19 protein-coding genes are annotated in these 17,612 nt (G+C 55.8%); 15 read left to right on the forward strand and 4 right to left on the reverse strand.

Features of this window, described 5'->3' with window-relative positions:
* Positions 1–848: 848 nt before the first annotated feature.
* The 3 genes from AC5EFR_RS09310 to der all read left to right on the forward strand — a co-directional run bounded on the left by AC5EFR_RS09310 (position 849) and on the right by der (position 4,486).
* Positions 849–1,505 (forward strand): tetratricopeptide repeat protein, encoded by a 657-nt coding sequence (locus AC5EFR_RS09310; protein WP_493575571.1) that lies wholly within the window; start codon positions 849–851, stop codon positions 1,503–1,505.
* Between the two features lie 29 nt (positions 1,506–1,534).
* On the forward strand, positions 1,535–2,875 hold the full coding sequence (locus AC5EFR_RS09315) for a PQQ-like beta-propeller repeat protein (RefSeq protein ID WP_493575572.1): 1,341 nt from the start codon (positions 1,535–1,537) through the stop codon (positions 2,873–2,875).
* A gap of 150 nt (positions 2,876–3,025) precedes the next feature.
* Positions 3,026–4,486, forward strand: coding sequence for a ribosome biogenesis GTPase Der (der, locus tag AC5EFR_RS09320; protein WP_493575573.1), 1,461 nt, complete (start codon positions 3,026–3,028; stop codon positions 4,484–4,486).
* Between the two features lie 99 nt (positions 4,487–4,585).
* Here der and AC5EFR_RS09325 read toward each other — a convergent pair whose 3' ends face one another.
* Positions 4,586–5,329, reverse strand: a complete 744-nt coding sequence (locus tag AC5EFR_RS09325) for an SDR family oxidoreductase (RefSeq protein ID WP_493575574.1) — start codon at positions 5,327–5,329, stop codon at positions 4,586–4,588.
* Between the two features lie 102 nt (positions 5,330–5,431).
* On the opposite strand from AC5EFR_RS09325, the gene AC5EFR_RS09330 reads away from it, so the two are divergent.
* Positions 5,432–6,034, forward strand: a complete 603-nt coding sequence (locus AC5EFR_RS09330; RefSeq protein WP_493575575.1) for a TetR/AcrR family transcriptional regulator — start codon at positions 5,432–5,434, stop codon at positions 6,032–6,034.
* 38 nt (positions 6,035–6,072) lie between these two features.
* On the opposite strand, the gene serS is transcribed toward AC5EFR_RS09330, so the two are convergent.
* Together serS and AC5EFR_RS09340 are read right to left on the reverse strand one after the other, a co-directional pair.
* Complete coding sequence (gene serS, locus AC5EFR_RS09335) at positions 6,073–7,365, reverse strand: serine--tRNA ligase (protein ID WP_493575576.1); 1,293 nt, start codon at positions 7,363–7,365, stop codon at positions 6,073–6,075.
* 163 nt (positions 7,366–7,528) lie between these two features.
* Positions 7,529–8,260 carry a substrate-binding periplasmic protein gene (locus AC5EFR_RS09340; RefSeq protein WP_493575577.1) on the reverse strand — a complete coding sequence of 244 codons (732 nt, stop codon included), beginning with the start codon at positions 8,258–8,260 and terminating at the stop codon, positions 7,529–7,531.
* Positions 8,261–8,885: 625 nt separating this feature from the next.
* Between AC5EFR_RS09340 and AC5EFR_RS09345 the strand changes: the two genes are divergently transcribed.
* The 11 genes from AC5EFR_RS09345 to AC5EFR_RS09395 all read left to right on the forward strand — a co-directional run bounded on the left by AC5EFR_RS09345 (position 8,886) and on the right by AC5EFR_RS09395 (position 17,362).
* On the forward strand, positions 8,886–10,109 hold the full coding sequence (locus AC5EFR_RS09345; RefSeq protein WP_493575578.1) for a flagellin N-terminal helical domain-containing protein: 1,224 nt from the start codon (positions 8,886–8,888) through the stop codon (positions 10,107–10,109).
* A 202-nt stretch (positions 10,110–10,311) separates the two neighbouring features.
* Positions 10,312–10,599: a preprotein translocase subunit YajC gene (gene yajC, locus AC5EFR_RS09350; RefSeq protein ID WP_493575579.1), complete on the forward strand. Its 288-nt coding sequence runs from the start codon at positions 10,312–10,314 to the stop codon at positions 10,597–10,599.
* A gap of 6 nt (positions 10,600–10,605) precedes the next feature.
* On the forward strand, positions 10,606–12,273 hold the full coding sequence (secD, locus tag AC5EFR_RS09355; RefSeq protein WP_493575580.1) for a protein translocase subunit SecD: 1,668 nt from the start codon (positions 10,606–10,608) through the stop codon (positions 12,271–12,273).
* Position 12,274: 1 nt separating this feature from the next.
* A complete protein-coding gene (gene secF, locus AC5EFR_RS09360; RefSeq protein ID WP_493575581.1) occupies positions 12,275–13,243 on the forward strand; it encodes a protein translocase subunit SecF in 969 nt (322 codons plus the stop codon).
* Positions 13,236–13,988 (forward strand): sulfite exporter TauE/SafE family protein, encoded by a 753-nt coding sequence (locus AC5EFR_RS09365; protein WP_493575582.1) that lies wholly within the window; start codon positions 13,236–13,238, stop codon positions 13,986–13,988. The genes secF and AC5EFR_RS09365 overlap by 8 nt, the downstream gene beginning before the upstream one ends.
* Positions 13,989–13,997: 9 nt before the next feature.
* The gene (locus tag AC5EFR_RS09370; RefSeq protein WP_299933233.1) at positions 13,998–14,351 is read left to right on the forward strand and encodes an Mth938-like domain-containing protein; all 354 of its coding nucleotides are present in this window, start codon (positions 13,998–14,000) and stop codon (positions 14,349–14,351) included.
* A 109-nt stretch (positions 14,352–14,460) separates the two neighbouring features.
* Entirely contained in the window at positions 14,461–15,075 is a 615-nt protein-coding gene (ccmA, locus tag AC5EFR_RS09375; protein WP_493575583.1) for a heme ABC exporter ATP-binding protein CcmA, read from the forward strand.
* Positions 15,072–15,728, forward strand: a complete 657-nt coding sequence (ccmB, locus tag AC5EFR_RS09380) for a heme exporter protein CcmB (protein ID WP_493575584.1) — start codon at positions 15,072–15,074, stop codon at positions 15,726–15,728. Before ccmA ends, ccmB begins: the two co-directional genes overlap by 4 nt.
* A 185-nt stretch (positions 15,729–15,913) precedes the next feature.
* Positions 15,914–16,642 (forward strand): heme ABC transporter permease, encoded by a 729-nt coding sequence (locus AC5EFR_RS09385; protein ID WP_493575585.1) that lies wholly within the window; start codon positions 15,914–15,916, stop codon positions 16,640–16,642.
* Positions 16,639–16,794, forward strand: a complete 156-nt coding sequence (gene ccmD / locus AC5EFR_RS09390; protein WP_299929053.1) for a heme exporter protein CcmD — start codon at positions 16,639–16,641, stop codon at positions 16,792–16,794. The genes AC5EFR_RS09385 and ccmD overlap by 4 nt, the downstream gene beginning before the upstream one ends.
* A complete protein-coding gene (locus AC5EFR_RS09395; RefSeq protein ID WP_493575586.1) occupies positions 16,787–17,362 on the forward strand; it encodes a DsbE family thiol:disulfide interchange protein in 576 nt (191 codons plus the stop codon). Before ccmD ends, AC5EFR_RS09395 begins: the two co-directional genes overlap by 8 nt.
* Here the strand turns inward: AC5EFR_RS09395 and AC5EFR_RS09400 are convergent, their stop codons facing one another.
* Positions 17,363–17,491: a hypothetical protein gene (locus AC5EFR_RS09400; protein ID WP_299929047.1), complete on the reverse strand. Its 129-nt coding sequence runs from the start codon at positions 17,489–17,491 to the stop codon at positions 17,363–17,365.
* Positions 17,492–17,612: the final 121 nt, after the last annotated feature.

The raw sequence follows: 17,612 nt of genomic DNA on the forward strand, positions 1-17,612 counted from the left end.
CGGGGATACCAGCGCGGGCTTCTAGAAGCCGGGCTTCGGCTGCGGGCACGGCGGCTTCGGCTTCTGAAATGCTGGCGCGCGCGGCGGGCACTTGTGCCTCGGCCTCTAGCAAGCGCGCGGCGGCTTCGGGCAAACGCGCCTTGGCCTCGGCCAAACGCGCCAAAGTTTCACGTAGGTTTATGTCGCTGGTCCCGGGATCGACCGCACAGAGCAATTGTCCTTCTTCGACCATCGTGCCCTTGCGCAATGGGTCGGTGATGATCTTGCCGCTGGTTTCGGCGCGCACTTCGATTTCACGCAGAGCAGAGGTTTCACCGCGCAGGTAAACCGCATTGTCGATTTCCTGGGCAACCGAGCGCAGCGCCATGACACGCACTGTGCCCTCGGGGATGGTCTTGGTGGACGCCTCGGCAGTGACCTCAAGAGAGGCGTCTTCGGCGGGGGCGTCATCTGATGTGACACCCGCAAACTCCAAGAGGCGATCACGTTCAAAAACAATGCCGTATAACACGGCAGCCACCACCATGGCAGTTATCAAAGAGAAAAGACGCATTGTTGACCCACTGTCCATCTATCATGTGGTGCGTTCGCACCGAATTATATATCTAAGGGCGCATGTCGAAAAACAAAGCCCCGCCGCTTTTCTAAACGGGTTAGTTCAGTTTTAGGGTGTCGCAGAGTCATCTTCAACCACAGCACCAGTGTTTTCTGTGTTTAATCCCGCTCTCAAGGCGATTTTCTGACAACATAGTGCCAAAATTGGACAGTTGTGGTCCCTTGGCACCGCCCGTGTGGCACGGTATGAGAGGCAAAAGCACAAGTTTGGCCGCAGGGGCCAAGGAGGCAATGTGAGCAATCCGGAAAGCTTCATCGAAGAAGTCACTGAAGAGGTCCGCCGCGACCGCGTTTTCAAGTTGATGAAACGCTACGGCTGGGTTGCCGTGTTGGTTGTCTTGGGCATTGTTGGTGGAACGGCATGGCGTGAGTATCAGAACGCGACCCAATCCGCCGAGGCACAGGCCTTTGGTGACGGGATTTTGACGGCGCTGGAAACCGAGGACAGCGCCGCGCGCGTGTCGGCGCTGGAAGGCCTGACGACCTCCGGCCCGGATGCCAAAGCGGTGCTCGATATGCTGATCGCAGCCGAGCAAGGCTCCGAGGGCGATGATGCCGCCGCGATTGCGCGCTTGCAGGCGGTTTCCAATGATTCCAATGTCCCTACAATCTATCGACAGATCGCGAGCTACAAAGCCTTGGCGCGTAGTGCCGAGGTCTTGTCGGTTGAGGAGCGGCGGATTGGATTTGAGGCCTTGGCCATCGCTGGTCAGCCTTTGCGCCTTTTGGCCGAGGAGCAATTGGCGCTCCTCGAAATTGAGATCGGCAACAAAGAAGCGGCATTGACCCGCCTACAAGCGTTGATTGTGGATTCCGAAGTGACCACAGGGTTGCGCCGCCGGGCAAGTCAGTTGATTGTGGCGCTGGGTGGCGCAGTCGAACAGAGCTGAGCCAAAGAGCTGGCAGGAAGGGGCAAACCATGGAGCAAAAGGCAAAAACGCTCGGTTTAATCGGGGCTGTGTTCGGGGCTGTTGTCTTGGCTGGCTGTGCCGAGAAGGAAGAGATCCTTACGGGCGAACGTATGAATGTCCGCGATGTCTTGCAAAGCCAGGCTGGCTCGGATGAAACCCTTGTCGAAGATGGATCACAGCCGGTAGCATTGCCTGCTGCTCAAACGAATGGCTTCTGGCCTCAAAGCATGGTTTCGCCACATGTGCGTGTGTCTCACGCGGCGCTGTCATCCTCTTTGAGCGAAGTTTGGGCGACGGATATCGGGGCCGGTGATAGCCGTCGGCAACGTTTGAATGTCGATCCTGTGTCCGCCGATGGTCGCATTTTCACTATGGATTCGGAACACGTTGTCAGCGCAGTTTCAACCGCCGGGCAGGTGGTGTGGAGCCACGACCTTACCCCGTTGCGTGATAAAAACATCGAGGCGCAAGGTGGCGGTCTGGCATACTCAGACGGCAAACTATATGTGGCGTCGGGTTTTGGCACGCTTTCAGCTTTGGACCCTGCTAGTGGCAAAGAACTTTGGGTGCAGCGGCTGGGCGGGACCGCAACCGGAGCGCCGACCATTCGCGATGGCGTCTTGTACATCGTGTCCGCAGATCAAGTGGGATGGGCCATCGAAGCTGATTCCGGACGCATCCGGTGGCAGATCGAGGGAACAGGCGACATCAACAATGTTGCCGGAGCGCCGGCCCCAGCGGTCAGCGACAAACATGTGATATTTTCCTTTGGGGCTGCCACCGTACAGGCAGCCTTCCGTCAAGGAGGCTTGCGCCTCTGGAATGCCGACATTTTGGGGCGGCGCAATGGCGTTGCCATTTCCGGGATTGATGACCTTACGGGGGATCCAGTGATTTCCGGCGATACGGTATATGTTGGGAACCATTCCGGGCGTATCGTTGCATTGTCTCTGCATGATGGAGAGCGGATGTGGACCACGCGCCAAGGGGCCCTGGGGCCCGCTTGGCCAGCCGGTGGATCGGTGTTTTTTGTTTCGGATCGCAATCAGTTGATCCGGCTGGATGCCACTAGTGGCGAGCAGATTTGGGCCAAAGACCTCCCCGGTTGGGTTCCTCGCAATAAACCAAACAGAAAGCGCGACAGCAGCTATGCAAACCATGGTCCGATCCTCGCGGGTGGGCGTTTGATCGTGGCGGGCTCGGATGGACAACTGCGCAGCTTTTCGCCGGTTGATGGGTCTTTGGTGTCGTCCGTTGACATCAAAGGCGGCGCGACAACCCGGCCCATCGTTGTGGGTAACACGCTTTATGTGGTGTCGGGCGACGGGGTTTTGCACGCCTTTAAATAGGCACAAGTGATCGACACGTCGCCCAAAAACGCGTGCACGCGTTTTGCAAATTCCATGCATGGAATTTGGGCGGCGCGCGTGCCGGTCTGTCAGGGCTTTCCTGTCCGAACAAAATAGGCTAAGCGGGCGGCTTGATCCGGAGTGTCACCCATGTCTTTCACCCTCGCCATCGTTGGCCGCCCCAATGTGGGTAAGTCGACCCTGTTTAACCGCCTTGTGGGCAAGCGTCTCGCGCTGGTCGATGATCAGCCCGGCGTCACACGCGATTTGCGTGAAGGCGAGGCGCGTCTGGGCGACATACGCTTCACCGTGATTGATACCGCCGGGTTGGAAAACGCCACCGACGAATCGCTGCCGGCACGGATGCGCCGATTAACTGAGCGCGCCGTTGATATGGCCGATGTCTGCTTGTTCCTTGTGGACTCGCGGGCCGGGATTTTGCCCGACGATATGGTCTTCGCCGAAATCCTACGTAAACGTGCCGACAAGGTTCTTCTGGCGGCGAACAAGGCCGAAGGGGCGGCTGCGGATGCAGGTGTCATCGAAGCCTACAGTCTGGGTCTTGGAGAGCCGATGCGCCTGTCCGCCGAACATGGCGAAGGCATGAACGAACTGTACTCCGCACTTTTGCCAATCGACGAAGAATTTCAGGCCCGCGCGCAAGCGGACGCCCCAGAGGTTGAAGTCGAAGTTGACGACGAAGACCCCGACGCACCGCGCCCAATTACAGCCGAAAAACCCTTGCAGATCGCCGTGGTTGGCCGCCCGAATGCGGGGAAATCAACGCTGATCAACCAGATCATCGGCGAAGATCGTCTGTTGACTGGCCCAGAGGCAGGAATCACCCGCGACGCCATTTCCGTTCAAAAAGAATGGAACGGTGTGCATATGAGGATTTTCGATACCGCCGGGATGCGCAAACGCGCCAAGGTTCAGAAAAAGCTTGAAAAACTTTCGGTCTCTGACGGGATCAGGGCGGTTAAATTCGCCGAGGTTGTTGTCGTCTTGCTCGATGCGGCGATTCCGTTTGAAAACCAAGATCTCAAGATCGCCGATCTGGCTGAACGCGAAGGTCGCGCCGTCGTGGTTGCGGTCAACAAATGGGACATCGAAGACGAAAAACAAGAAAAACTGCGCGATCTGAAAGAGGCGTTTGAACGTCTGCTGCCACAATTGCGCGGCGCGCCTTTGGTGACCGTTTCGGCCCGGACCGGGCGCGGCATGGAGAGATTGCATGCCGCGATCATGAAGGCCCATGACGTTTGGAACCGCCGTATTCCAACCGCTCAGCTGAACCGCTGGCTTGGTGATATGATCGAGCGTCACCCGCCGCCCGCGCCGCAAGGTCGCCGCATCAAATTGCGCTACATGACCCAAGCCAAAACCCGTCCTCCGGGCTTTGTTGTAATGTGTTCTTTGCCTGATAAATTGCCCGAAAGCTATTCGCGCTATCTGGTCAACGGCATGCGCGAGGATTTTGATATGCCTGGCACGCCTATCCGATTAACCATGCGCGGGCAGGGCGACAAAAACCCCTATAAGGGCCGCAAGAAAAAGAATGCCGGGGCGTTGAAAAAGCACCTAGGCAGTTTGCCCAAAGCCAAAGACTAATTGCGATTAGCGGCGGCGGCATAGGTCCGACCCTCTCAAAATCAAAGGGTTAGAAACGCAATCAAAGGCCTTCGCATTTCTGCGAAGGCCTTTTTCATTTTAGGCCGCTGGCAAGAACGTCGCCGTCATCGCATCCAATTCATGGCGGTCCTTGTCATGCACCGCGACAAGGTTTTGCGACATCGAGTCTGGGAAAATCTCTTCCTGTTTGGCGCTGATCCCGGCCAAAATAGCCTTGGCAACATCGGCGGGGGCGGTCTTCTCGGACTCAAATTTGGCGGCCATATCCGTATCAACAGGGCCGGGGTAAACGGTGCCGACGTAGGTCCCTTGGGCGGCCAGTTCGGCGCGAAACGCTTGCATCAGCGAATGCACAGCGGCTTTGGAGGCCGAGTAAGTGCCCAGAACAGGGAAATTCGACAGTGCGGCAATTGAGCTTAGCGACACAACCCCGCCGCCGCCATTGGCCTTGAGAACCGGGGCAAAGGCTTGGGTGACGGCTAGTGGTGCAAAATAATTCACGTCCATTTCGATCCGTGCCTGTTCAACAGCGTCACCGGACATCGAACTGGTGAAACCGGCAACACCGGCATTGTTGATCAACAAGGTTGTGTCCGAGGCCAAGGTGGCGGCGTTGGCGATCTCGTCGGTTTTAGTGACGTCTAGCTGCACAGCGATCACCCGATCTGGGTGGGCGTTGACAAGTTCGGTCAAAGAGGCGGTGTTGCGGGCCGCAGCATATAGTTTTGAAACGCCAGCTGCGAGCAGTTCCTGGGCCAAAGCGCGGCCAATGCCACGGTTGGTGCCGGTAACAAAGACAACAGAGGAGGAGAGGTCAGTCATGGTTGCTTCCTTTAAAATACCAAGTGGTACTTTATTTGAGGTGTTGAAGTGGATAGTCAAGGCGTTTAAATACCGATTGGTATAAAATTTTCGGAGACACTGATGGCACGAGGCCGGCCACGTAAGAATGACCCGGATAAAGTGTTGTCCGAGGCGCTAAGACTGTTTTGGAAACGCGGTTATGCGGGGACCTCGATGAATGACATCTCCGAGGTCACTGGCATGGCCAAACCGGGGCTATATGCAACGTTTGGTGACAAAGATGCGCTCTTTATAAAAAGCTTGGAGCGCTATGTTGAAAAATATGGTGACCCGGTGCGCATTCCGTTTGAACAAGGAACAGGCCCGTTTCGCACGGATCTGAAAACCTATCTCAACGGTTTAGCGGACGGTGTCACATTACCTGAGCAACCTCATGGTTGCATGTGTATTCTGGCCAGTTTTGATTTTGGTGACACGTCCGAGCCGGTTGGCCCGCGTTTGGCGGCGCTGAAATCCAAAGGGGTCATCGCTTTGCAAAATCGGTTGCGCCTTGCATTTTACGAGGGCGAGCTTACGCCCAACGCCGATTGTGACCGCTTGTTGATGTTTTTGAATGCCCAGATTGTCGCCATGGCGTCTTTGGCGCGCACGGGTGTAGGACGGGATCAATTGCAAGTGATTGTCGATATGGCGATGGACGCCATGCCTTGGGCCGAAGGTTAGGAAAAAAGGCGCGCCGAAGGAAGCGCGCCCATCCTAGCTTAGCTCAGCGTTCCGTCGCTGTTTAGGGTCAGTTTTCCGCCTAAATAGGGGGCCAACACCTCGGGCAAAACCACCGATCCATCTGCCTGCTGTCCGTTTTCAAGCACTGCAATCAAACAGCGACCCACGGCAAGACCTGACCCGTTCAAAGTATGGAGAAACTCGGGCTTGCCGCCATCGTCGGGGCGGAAACGCGCATTCATCCGGCGGGCCTGAAAATCACCGGTTGTCGAGACCGAACTGATCTCGCGATAGGTGTTCTGACCGGGCAACCACGCCTCGATGTCAAAGGTGCGTCGCGCGCCAAACCCGGTGTCACCGGTACAAAGTTCAACCGTACGGTAGGGGATGTTAAGCTTTTCCAAAATCCCCTGCGCACAGCCCAACATGCGTTGCTGTTCCTCATCCGATTTCGACGGATGGGTGATTGACACCATTTCGACCTTTTCGAACTGGTGCTGGCGCAACATGCCGGATGTGTCCTTGCCCGCAGAGCCTGCTTCGGAGCGGAAACATAGAGTATGCGCCGCCATGCGGATCGGCAGGGCGCTTTCCTCAACAATGTCACCCGCAACCGTATAGGTCAGTGGCACCTCGGAGGTGGGCACAAGCCACCACCCATTGGTGGTCTGATAGCTGTCTTCGCCAAATTTCGGCAATTTATCAGTGCCATACATGGCTTCATCACGTACCAATACCGGCGAATTCATCTCGGTCAGACCGTTTTCATCCACATGGGTGTCGATCATGAACTGCGCCAGCGCGCGGTGAATCCGGGCCACTGCGCCCTTGAGCATCACAAAGCGGCTGCCAGAGATCTTGGCGGCCAACTCAAAATCCATGCTGGCGGCAACACCGGCCAATTCGAAATGCTCTTTGGCCTCGAAATCCAACGCAACGGGCGTGCCCCATTTGTGGACCTCGACATTGTCGTCCTCATCCGCGCCATCGGGCACATCATCATAGGGCAGGTTCGGAATGACCGAGAGCTCATAAGTCAGCTTCTCGTCCAACTCCTTGGCTTTGGTCTGCATATCTGCGACTTCGGTCTTCTTTTGACCGACTAACGCGCGCAGCCGTTCAAATTCGGCTTCATCGCCCTTGGCTTTGGCGGCTCCGACCTCTTTTGCGGCTTTCTTTTGATCGCTCTGCGCGGTTTCGGCGGCAAGGATCGCGGCGCGTCGTTCTGCGTCTAACGCCAGAAGAGGTGATGATGCATTTTCGATCCCACGGCGCGAGAGAGCCGCATCAAAAGCAGCGGGGTTGTCACGGATGGCGCGGATGTCATGCATCACTCTGGCTCCTGAGTAGGTTGAGTCGTGACGGGCTTATGCCCCAGAATGGCATGAGAGGGTAGGGTCGAGATCGGGAATGACGCTCGAATTTGAGGTCGCCCCTCTAAAAAGCCCGTTCAGGTTTTCATCTGAACGAGCAGGCTGATTTCGAAACGGCTATTTATTGCGTGTAACTTTTGACTATGCTGGTCAATGAACCGTCTTCCAGCATTGTATTATAAGCAGCCATCAATGCTTCTGCTGTTTTAGGGTCAAAATTGTGGTTGGTTGCCAACCAATGCTTCGCCGCGATGATGCTATCACTGACTTGAAACTCTGATTGATCTAAACCAGCGGCTTCAAAGATACCAAAAATTTCCAGATCAATACAAAAGAACGCGTCGACGCGCCCCGCATTGACCAATTTGACAGCTGTTTCGCCATCCGGAACTGGGTGTAGGTTCGTGAACTTCATTTTAGTCAGGATTTTTTCCATGACGCTAGAACGAAGAACGGCAATCTTGTTCAGAGAACGTGCCTCTTCAATCGATGAGACCGTGTCGCCAGTAGAAACGAAAATCATGTTTGACGTCACAAGCTCAGAAACCCAATTGAATTGGCTTTCACGGGCAGGGGAGCGGACAGGGGGAATGATCATGACGTTTGCTTCAGTTTCGGCCCCTTTGAGCGCGCGCGGCCACGGCATGTAACTGACTGAGACCTCTATGTTGGCGCGTTTGGCCATCTCCAAAACGATTTCGTGAGTGATGCCAGGTTTTTCCGCGCCCTCGCCATTGGAAAACGGCGGAAGAACGGACGTATAGATTTGCAATGTGGAGGCTAGTGCCGAAGACCCGCCCAGCGTGAGGCAAAATACGATTGCGGACAAAAGCGATAGTACTGTGTTTTTCATACGGAATAACCTTTTTGTTGTCTGGCTTGTTACCTAGCGCAAGGCAGGGAACCAAATTTGGCTATCCCCCTTGCGACCGGACAATGAGATAAAAACCTTCCGAAATCGTGAAAAACGCGAGAGCGCATTCATTGACCGCCATGTCTTGGGGACATCTGAAATTCAGGCCCGGCAATCGGGGAGCGTAGAGGTGTCAAAGCGTGTGCAAAGGATGAAATGAACACTGGAATTTGCCCGCTGCACCCCAAGGGTGATTGGTCAAATTGTCTACAAGCGTTTGGTCAAGACTGGCCCAACAGATTAAGGTTCCTTGCAGAAAAATTTGACCCAAGGCGCAAACCTCTTGAACCCCTCCCACTTTGAGTTTTCAAATCATTTGTAGGCTTCTTGCGGTAAAGAGTGATTTTTATCAGTGCCTTCTGACGTTTTGAGCCGTGTTTTAACTGGAGGAGGGAGAGGGGAAATCCGAACTCTGTTCATTGCATGAAAAATTTTAGGTTCTTTTCCGTTGGATGGGAATGAGCTGTTAACCCTAATGAGGAATGAATGGTGCGACGGTCAGAACTGGCCGCTTTTGACGTGTTAAAAACAGGAGCCAAGGCATCAAAACGGTGCCGAGATACATATGTCCAGCATTCTTACGAACAATGGTGCCATGGTGGCACTGCAAACGCTCAAAACGGTCAATTCGAATATGGCCTCTGTGCAAAATCAGATTTCGACGGGCAAATCGGTTGCCAACGCCAAGGATAACTCGGCGATTTGGGCGATTTCGGCGGTGATGACCTCGGATGTCAAAAGCTTCAAAGGCATTTCCGACAGCCTGAACCTTGCGCAATCAACCACTGCTGTTGCCCGGCAAGCATCGGAAACCGTGACCGATCTTTTGACCGAAATCAAAGGTAAGATTGTTGCCGCGCAAGAAGAAAACGTTGACCGTGACAAGATACAAACGGACATTGTTGCCCTGCGAGATCAGATCGACGCAGTTGTTGGTGCCGCGCAGTTCAACGGTTTGAACCTGCTGCAAAACAACACGCTAACCGCCGAAAGTGTCAATGTTCTGGCGTCGCTTGATCGTTCCGGTACCGGCGTGCAAGCCTCTGAAATCACGGTTGCTCGTCAGGACCTAAGTGCCGGTGCAGCCACGGCTGGGACCACGGGCACGGATGTCGGAAGTGCAAACGCGATTGCCGATGGGGCGACGGCTGAGGCCTTTACTCTGACCGGCACACCAGAAGCGGGCATGTCCTACAAAATGGTGGCCTCAGGCGGGGTCAACTTCTCATCAGAAGTTGCCTATGTAGCGCGCAATGGTGACACGCTGCAGGACGTGACCGATGCTCTGATCGCCAAGTTGAATTTTCAAGCGAAATCAGATGGGTTGGATGTCAGTTTTGCGGAGAACGGGACCACTGCGGGTCAAGTTGACATGACAAACAATTCCGGTTCGACCATCACCGTTGCCGCGACGGACGCTGCGCAATCGGCCAATAACACCGAGAATGATGGTGCCATCGGCGGTAGCCTCGAAATGCTAAGCGATTTCGATGTGACCACCGGTGACGGTGCCGATGCCGCGTTGGAGGCGGTGGAATCCTTGCTGCAATCCGCAATCGAATCCGCTGCGAATTTCGGTTCTGTTCAGGGGCGGATTGAGACCCAATCCGACTTTATTCAGGGTCTTACTGATGCGCTGAAATCCGGAATCGGGTCTTTGGTCGATGCGGATATGGAAGAAGCATCGGCCCGGTTGCAGGCTATTCAGGTACAACAGCAGTTGGGCGTCCAAGCGTTGTCCATCGCAAACCAAGCGCCACAACAGTTGCTGTCGCTGTTCCAAGGCTAAAACAAAGCATCCAGAGACTACGGGGCGGGCCATCTGGCCCGCCTTTGGCGTTTTTCCAAGGGCATTGTAGAAAGAGTGGCCAAAACTGACGTCATAGATGGGCTTTGAGCACGACGTTGCCTTGCATCCGCTCTTTGCAAAGCATAGGTTCCGCCCGACGTTCGCGGGGGCCTACCCCCGCTTTTTTGCATAGGAGCATCCCATGGATCAGCAGACCATGTCTTCATTCGTCATGATGGGTTTGATTTTCGCCATCATGTACTTCCTTCTTATTCGCCCGCAGCAGAAAAAGATGAAGGAACACAAAGCCATGGTCGAAGCCCTGCGCCGCGGTGACCAAGTCGTCACCCAAGGCGGGCTTATCGGCAAGGTTGTTAAAGTAAAAGAAAACAACGAAGTAGACGTCGAAATTGCAGAGGGCGTCAAAGTGCGCGTTGTTCAATCGACCATCGTTCAGGTGACGTCGAAAACCGAACCAGCCGAAGGCTAACCCATTATGCTGCAGATTGATCTCTGGAAGCGGGTTCTGATCTGGGGAACGATTGTGATTGGGCTTGCGCTTGCGCTGCCCAACGCTTTTTACACCCGGGTCGAAACCGCAAATGACGCCACCGCCGCGATTGAGCTGGGGGCGGATACCACGGAAAACCGTGAAATTGCGGGGACTTGGCCCTCGTACCTGCCATCCGGATTGGTCAATCTGGGGCTCGATCTGCGCGGCGGTGCACATCTCTTGGCCGAAGTTCAGGTCCAAGATGTGTACGAAGCCCGTATGGAAGCGCTTTGGCCTGATGTGCGCGACGCTCTGCGGGGCGAACGCAATGCGATCGGCACCATTCGCTGGAATTCTGACGCCGTCAAACAAGGCGAATTGCGCGTTCGGATTTCCAAACCCGAAGGCATGGAGCATGCGCTAGGCATTGTCCGCGGTCTCGCACGCCCGGTCGTTTCCCTAACCGGGGCGGGCGCAACTGACCTACAGGTGCGCGGCGAAGGTTCTGAAATTGTTGTCACGTTGTCAGAAGCCGAACAACAAGCCACGGATGAACGTACCCTACGTCAGTCACTTGAAATCATCCGTCGTCGGATTGATGAGGTTGGCACGCGTGAACCCACAATTCAGCGTCAAGGCTTTGATCGGATCCTGATTCAGGTTCCGGGAATCGGGTCGGCACAAGAACTCAAGGAAATCATCGGCACCACCGCTCAGCTGACCTTTCAACCTGTTGTTAGCCGAGCATCTAATGCTGATGCGCAAGCCGGAGTTGGCAACGAAGTCCTGCCCTCGCTGGACGAAGAGGGCGTGTTTTACATTCTTGAGCAAACGCCCGTTGTGACCGGCGAAGAGCTTGTCGATGCACAGCCCGCTTTTGATCAAAACGGGCAACCGGCAGTGAATTTTCGCTTTAACCCGACCGGTGCGCGCAAGTTTGGCGATTATACCGCCAACAATATCGGCTCGCCTTTTGCCATTGTCCTTGATGGCGAAGTCATCAGCGCGCCGGTCATCCAAAGCCACATTCCAGGCGGATCTGGTATTATCACCGGCAACTTTGACGTCGAAGAAAGCACCAACCTTGCCGTCCTTTTGCGCGCGGGGGCCTTGCCTGCGGGGCTAGAATTCCTCGAAGAACGGACCATCGGCCCGGAACTGGGGCAGGATAGTATTGATGCCGGGAAAATAGCCACGGCCGTTGCCTTTATCGGTGTGCTGGTCTTTATGGCGCTGAGCTATGGGTTGTTTGGCGTCTTCGCCAACGTTGCCTTGATCATCAACATCATCCTGATCTTTGGGATGTTGTCGATGCTGGGTGCAACACTGACCTTGCCAGGGATCGCGGGGATCGTTTTGACGGTGGGTATGGCGGTTGACGCCAACGTGCTGGTCTTTGAACGTATCCGCGAGGAACTCAAAACGGCCAAAGGTCCGGCGCGTGCCATTGAGCTGGGCTATGAAAAAGCGCTGTCGGCGATTGTGGATGCCAATATCACCACATTCATCACGGCCGTTATTCTTTATGTCATGGGCTCTGGACCGGTGCGTGGCTTTGCCATCACCTTGGGTCTTGGCATTATGACGTCCGTTTTCACTGCGATCTTTGTCACCCGGCTTTTGATCGTTATGTGGTTCGAAAAACGCCGTCCCAAAAAGATTGAGGTGTAACATGCGACTAAGACTAGTTCCTGAAAACACCTCATGGGATTTCTTCAAACACGCGAAAATGTGGTTGGGGGTGTCGGCCTTGCTGGTGCTGGTGTCGATCGGCTCTTTTGCCTCGCTGGGCCTTAACTTTGGTATTGATTTTCGCGGGGGCACCACGATTCGGACCGAAAGCACGCAAGCGATTGTTGTGTCCGAATACCGGGATGCTTTAGCGACGTTGGATCTTGGGGATGTTGTGATTTCCGAAGTCTTCGACGTGAACTTTCGCGAAGACCAACATGTTGCGATGATCCGCATTCAGGCCCAAGATGGCCAGGAATCGGTGACGTCAGAGGTGATCGACAGCGCCAAAACCGCGCTTGCCACTGTTGCGCCAGACATCAAATTTGTTTCTGTCGAATCGGTTGGCCCCAAGGTGTCGGGCGAATTGATCTCGACGGCGGCGACGGCTGTAGCCTTGGCGATTGCGGCGGTTCTGTTCTACATCTGGCTGCGCTTTGAATGGCAGTTTGCCCTTGGGGCGGTTGCGGCCTTGGTGCACGATGTTCTGCTTACAATCGGCGTTTTTGCTGCGGTGCAGATCAAATTCGATCTCGCCATTATCGCCGCGCTTTTGACCATTGTTGGCTATTCCTTGAACGATACCGTGGTTGTCTTTGACCGGGTGCGCGAGAACCTGATCAAGTACAAGTCCAAGGATCTCAAAGAGGTTTTGAACCTGTCTATCAACGAAACCCTAAGCCGGACTTTCATGACCTCGGCCACCACATTACTGGCGCTGATTGCGCTCTTTGTGCTGGGCGGTGACGTGATCCGCGGCTTTGTTTTCGCGATGATCTGGGGCGTTGTGGTCGGGACGTATAGCTCGATCTTTGTAGCCTCTTCGATCCTCCTGCGGCTTGGTGTCAAACGTGATTGGTCCAAGCCCGTCGACACGACCGGCAACCAATTTGGCGACGTGGATGCCTGATATCCTGTCCAGCCTTGCCTCGCTTCCGGGGCTTGGCTGGATAGCCTTTGCCGCTTTCATTAGCGGCCTTGTGCGCGGCTTTACCGGCTTTGGAACCGCCTTAGTGTTCCTGCCTGTAGCGGCGCAATTCCTCCCCCCTTTTGCGGCGATCCTGACGCTGACTTTTATGGATTTGCTAAGCCCGCTACCGGTGTTGAAACCGGCGTGGCGTGATGCCGACAAGGCGGATTTGCGGCGCCTGTTGATCGGCACTGCGATCACCTTGCCAATTGGGCTGGCGGTATTGGCTTTGGTTCCACGCGACGCGTTTCGCTTTGGGGTCAGTGGGTTGGCGCTTGCGATGTTGCTCGCTCTGATCTTTGGCCTGCGCTATCGCGGTGTGATCAAATCGGCGATGGTCTATGCCATTGGCTGCGCCTCTGGGTTTCTTGGTGGGGCGGTTGGTTTGCCCGGGCCTCCGGTCATCATGTTTTACATGGCCCGCCCGTTGCCCCCGCAAGTGATCCGCGCCAACACGTTGCTCTATCTTTTTGGCTATGACCTAATGATCATGCTTGCCATCGCCGCCTTTGGCCGGATGGAGCTACAATGGGCGATTTTGGGTCTTTTGATGGGTCTTCCGGGCATGCTGGGCAACTGGCTCGGCGGCAGGCTCTTTCGTCCGGGGCTGGAAAAGGTATACAGAGCTGCGGCTTATTCAGTGATCGCCGCCTCGGCCGTGTCCGGCCTGCCATTCTGGAGCTAAGGAGCCCCCATGCAACTCAATGAAATGTCCTTCAAAGATGCGGTGCCTGTTGATGGTTATGGCCCCGGTTTTTTCCGTGTTGCCGATCAGGTTTTCGAAGGTCCATTGTTGTTAACGGCGACGGGTGTTCTGCCTTGGGGCGGATTAGACGACGACGCGGCTTTGGTCGCACTCAAGGACCAGATCGACGTTTTGTTCGTCGGTACCGGAGCCGAAATCGCCCATATCCCGGCCGATCTGCGTCGCAAGCTCGAAGAGGTTGGGCTTGGCGTCGAAAGCATGAGTTCCCCATCCGCCTGTCGCACCTTTAACGTCTTGCTTAGCGAGGGGCGGCGTGTCGCGGTGGCGGCGCTTCCGGTTTAAAAGAGGCACGTTAAACTAGGCACGGTAAACTTGGCGGGGGAAACCCTTGATCAGAGTCAAAGCGTTAACAACCTTTCCTCATTAGGCACCAAATGAACAAGGGGGCAGTATGGATTTGCAAGTGACTGAACTGGCCGTGGCGCGGGGCGGGGTTCCTGTTCTCGAAGGGCTGAACTTTGGCGTGGCCGATGGCCGTGCCTTGGTTTTGCGCGGGCCAAACGGGTCTGGCAAAACCACCTTGCTGCGCACCATCGCCGGGTTGCAACCCGCCCTCGAAGGTGAGGTCACCGGGGCAGGGGAGCGCATCGCCTATGCGGCCCATGCGGACGGGTTGAAAACCGCCCTAACCGTCACCGAGAACCTGATGTTTTGGGCAAAGGTTTTTGGCAACTCTGATATTTCTGCGGCTTTGGCCGGGTTCGACCTTTTAGACCTTGCCGATCGGCCCGCCGGGTCCTTGTCGGCCGGGCAAAAACGCCGTTTGGGTTTGGCCCGCCTGATGGTTACGGGCCGCCCGGTTTGGGTTCTGGATGAGCCGACCGTGTCGTTAGATGCCGCATCGGTGGCCCTGTTTGCCGAGGCCGTGCGCGCGCATTTGCAAGCGGGGGGATCGGCGTTGATGGCCACGCATATCGATTTGGGCCTTGATGAGGCCGACACCTTTGATGTCACCCCATGCCGTGCCAAACCGCGCGTCTCGGCACTTGATGAGGCCTTCTTATGATTGCGCTTTTGATGCGGGACCTGCGCCTTGCGGTGCGGGCGGGGGGCGGCTTTGGCCTTGGTCTGGCGTTCTTTTTGATCGTCACAGTTTTGGTCCCGCTTGGCGTCGGCCCCGAAACCGCACTTTTGTCGAAAATCGCTCCGGGGATATTGTGGATCGGGGCGTTGCTCGCCTGCTTGCTGTCGCTTGATCGGATTTTCGCTCTGGATTTTGAGGATGGCAGCATCGAGTTGCTTGCCACTGCGCCGCTCCCGATGGAGGGGATCGTCACAGTCAAAGCCTTGGCGCATTGGCTGACAACCGGCTTGCCCCTTGTCCTCGCCGCTCCGGCATTGGGCGTGCTGCTAAGCCTGCCACAAGGCGGGTATTTCTGGATCGTCGTGTCTTTGTTGGTTGGCACACCGGCGCTTTCGGTGATTGGCACCTTTGGCGCGGCGCTGACCGTCGGATTGAAACGCGGCGGGTTGTTGATGTCACTGCTGGTGCTGCCGCTCTATGTTCCAACTCTGGTGTTTGGGGCAGAGGTCGCCCGGCGCGGCGGCGAGGGTATGGTGGTGCAAACACCGTTGTTGATGCTCGCCGGGATAAGCTTTGGCGCGGTTGCGTTACTTCCCTTTGCCAGCGCGGCGGTGTTGCGCATCAACCTGCGCTGATCCGACCCACGCGAATGTGAGCGTTAGGATTGCTTTAAATCAAGGACCTCTGGCAAAAGGTGTCGCAAAAGAAACTCAATTCCGCTGACCCAACCGGTGGCGGACAAAAGTGATGAGCGGCAAACTTGCGCCTCGCCGCAATATGAGGTGTAAATTGCCGCGCGCAACAAGGACAAGTCACACCCATGTCAATCTGGGAATACGCCAATCCGGTGAAATTCATCAAAACCACCGACCGAATGATGCCCTATCTGGCCGTCGGCGCGGTGGCCTGCCTCGTTTCTGGTCTCGTCTGGGGGTTCTTCTTTACCCCCGATGATTACCGCCAAGGATCAACCGTCAAGATCATCTACCTGCATGTGCCAGCCGCTCTGATGGCGATCAACGCGTGGATGATGATGTTGGTGGCCTCACTGGTCTGGATCGTGCGCCGCCATCATGTCTCGGCCTTGGCTGCGCGGGCGGCGGCACCGATTGGGGCGGTCATGACGCTGATCGCCTTGGCGACCGGGGCGATTTGGGGGCAACCGATGTGGGGCACATGGTGGGTTTGGGATCCTCGTCTGACCTCCTTCTTGATCCTTTTCCTGTTCTATTTGGGCTACATGGCCTTGTGGGAGGCGATCGAAAACGACGATACCGCCGCGGACCTGACCTCGATCCTCTGCCTTGTTGGCTCGGTTTTTGCGGTTCTGTCGCGCTATGCTGTTCTCTTTTGGAACCAAGGCCTTCACCAAGGCGCGTCGCTGTCTTTGGACAAAGAAGAGCACGTCGCCGATGTGTTTTCTTCGCCGCTCTATGTCTGTATCGCGGGCTTTGTCTTGCTGTTCATCGCGCTGGTGTTTTTGCGCACGCAAACTGAAATCCGGGCCCGTCGCGCGCGCGCCCTTATCGCACGGGAGCGTTTGGCATGATGCCTGATCTGGGAAAATACGCCGACGCGGTTTTGTCGTCTTATGCGGTGTCGATCCTGTTGCTGGTGGTTTTGGTCGCAATGTCGATCCGCCGGTCGCGGAAAATGAAAGCCTATCTGGCCGACATTGAGGAGCGCGTGAAAAATGGCTGAACAAGATCCCAAAAAAGCTGGCATTTCGCCGCTTATGCTACTGCCGCCGCTGATCTTTTTGGGATTTGCGGTGATGGTCTATTTTGGAATGCAGCGTGGCAATACCCGCGAACTGCCCTCTACCTTTATCGGCCAACCGGCTCCGGCGCTGACTGAAACGGCGCTAGAAGGCTATGACGGCATCACCCGCGAAATGATCACCTCGGGCGAGGTGACCTTGGTGAACTTCTGGGCAAGCTGGTGCCCACCGTGCCGGGTAGAACACCCCAACCTGATGAAAATGCAGGCCGACGGCTTGCGCATAGTCGGGGTGAATTTCAAAGACAAAACCGCCCAAGCGCAACAATTTCTAAGCGGCGGCGGCAATCCCTTTATGGCGGTGGCCTTTGACCCGCCGGGCCGCACTGCGATTGATTGGGGGGTCACCGCGCCGCCCGAGACCTTCATCTTGGACGGTCAGGGCAAGGTGTTGTTCCGTTATACCGGCCCGCTCGTTGGGTCCGATTATGAGCAACGCTTTGTGCCAGCCTTGGAAAAGGCGTTGGCGGACGCGGCTAACGAAAGCTGATTAAAGCTCACAATAGGCGGTTGGTTCGGAGCCCGGACAACCGCCTTTGATGTCTTCGGACCCGGCATATGCGCCCACTACGGCCAGAACCAGCAGGGCGGCGGCTTGGATCAATGTGATGGTTTTCATGGGCTCGGGCCTTTTGTTGTCTTGACTACAACATGGGGCACCTAGCTTAAAATGGTAGGGGGGAATTCCTGACCCTTTGCTTCAAACCCTATGAATTGACTAACAAATGCGCGAGATTTCG

This window comes from Pelagimonas sp., assembly GCF_058892305.1.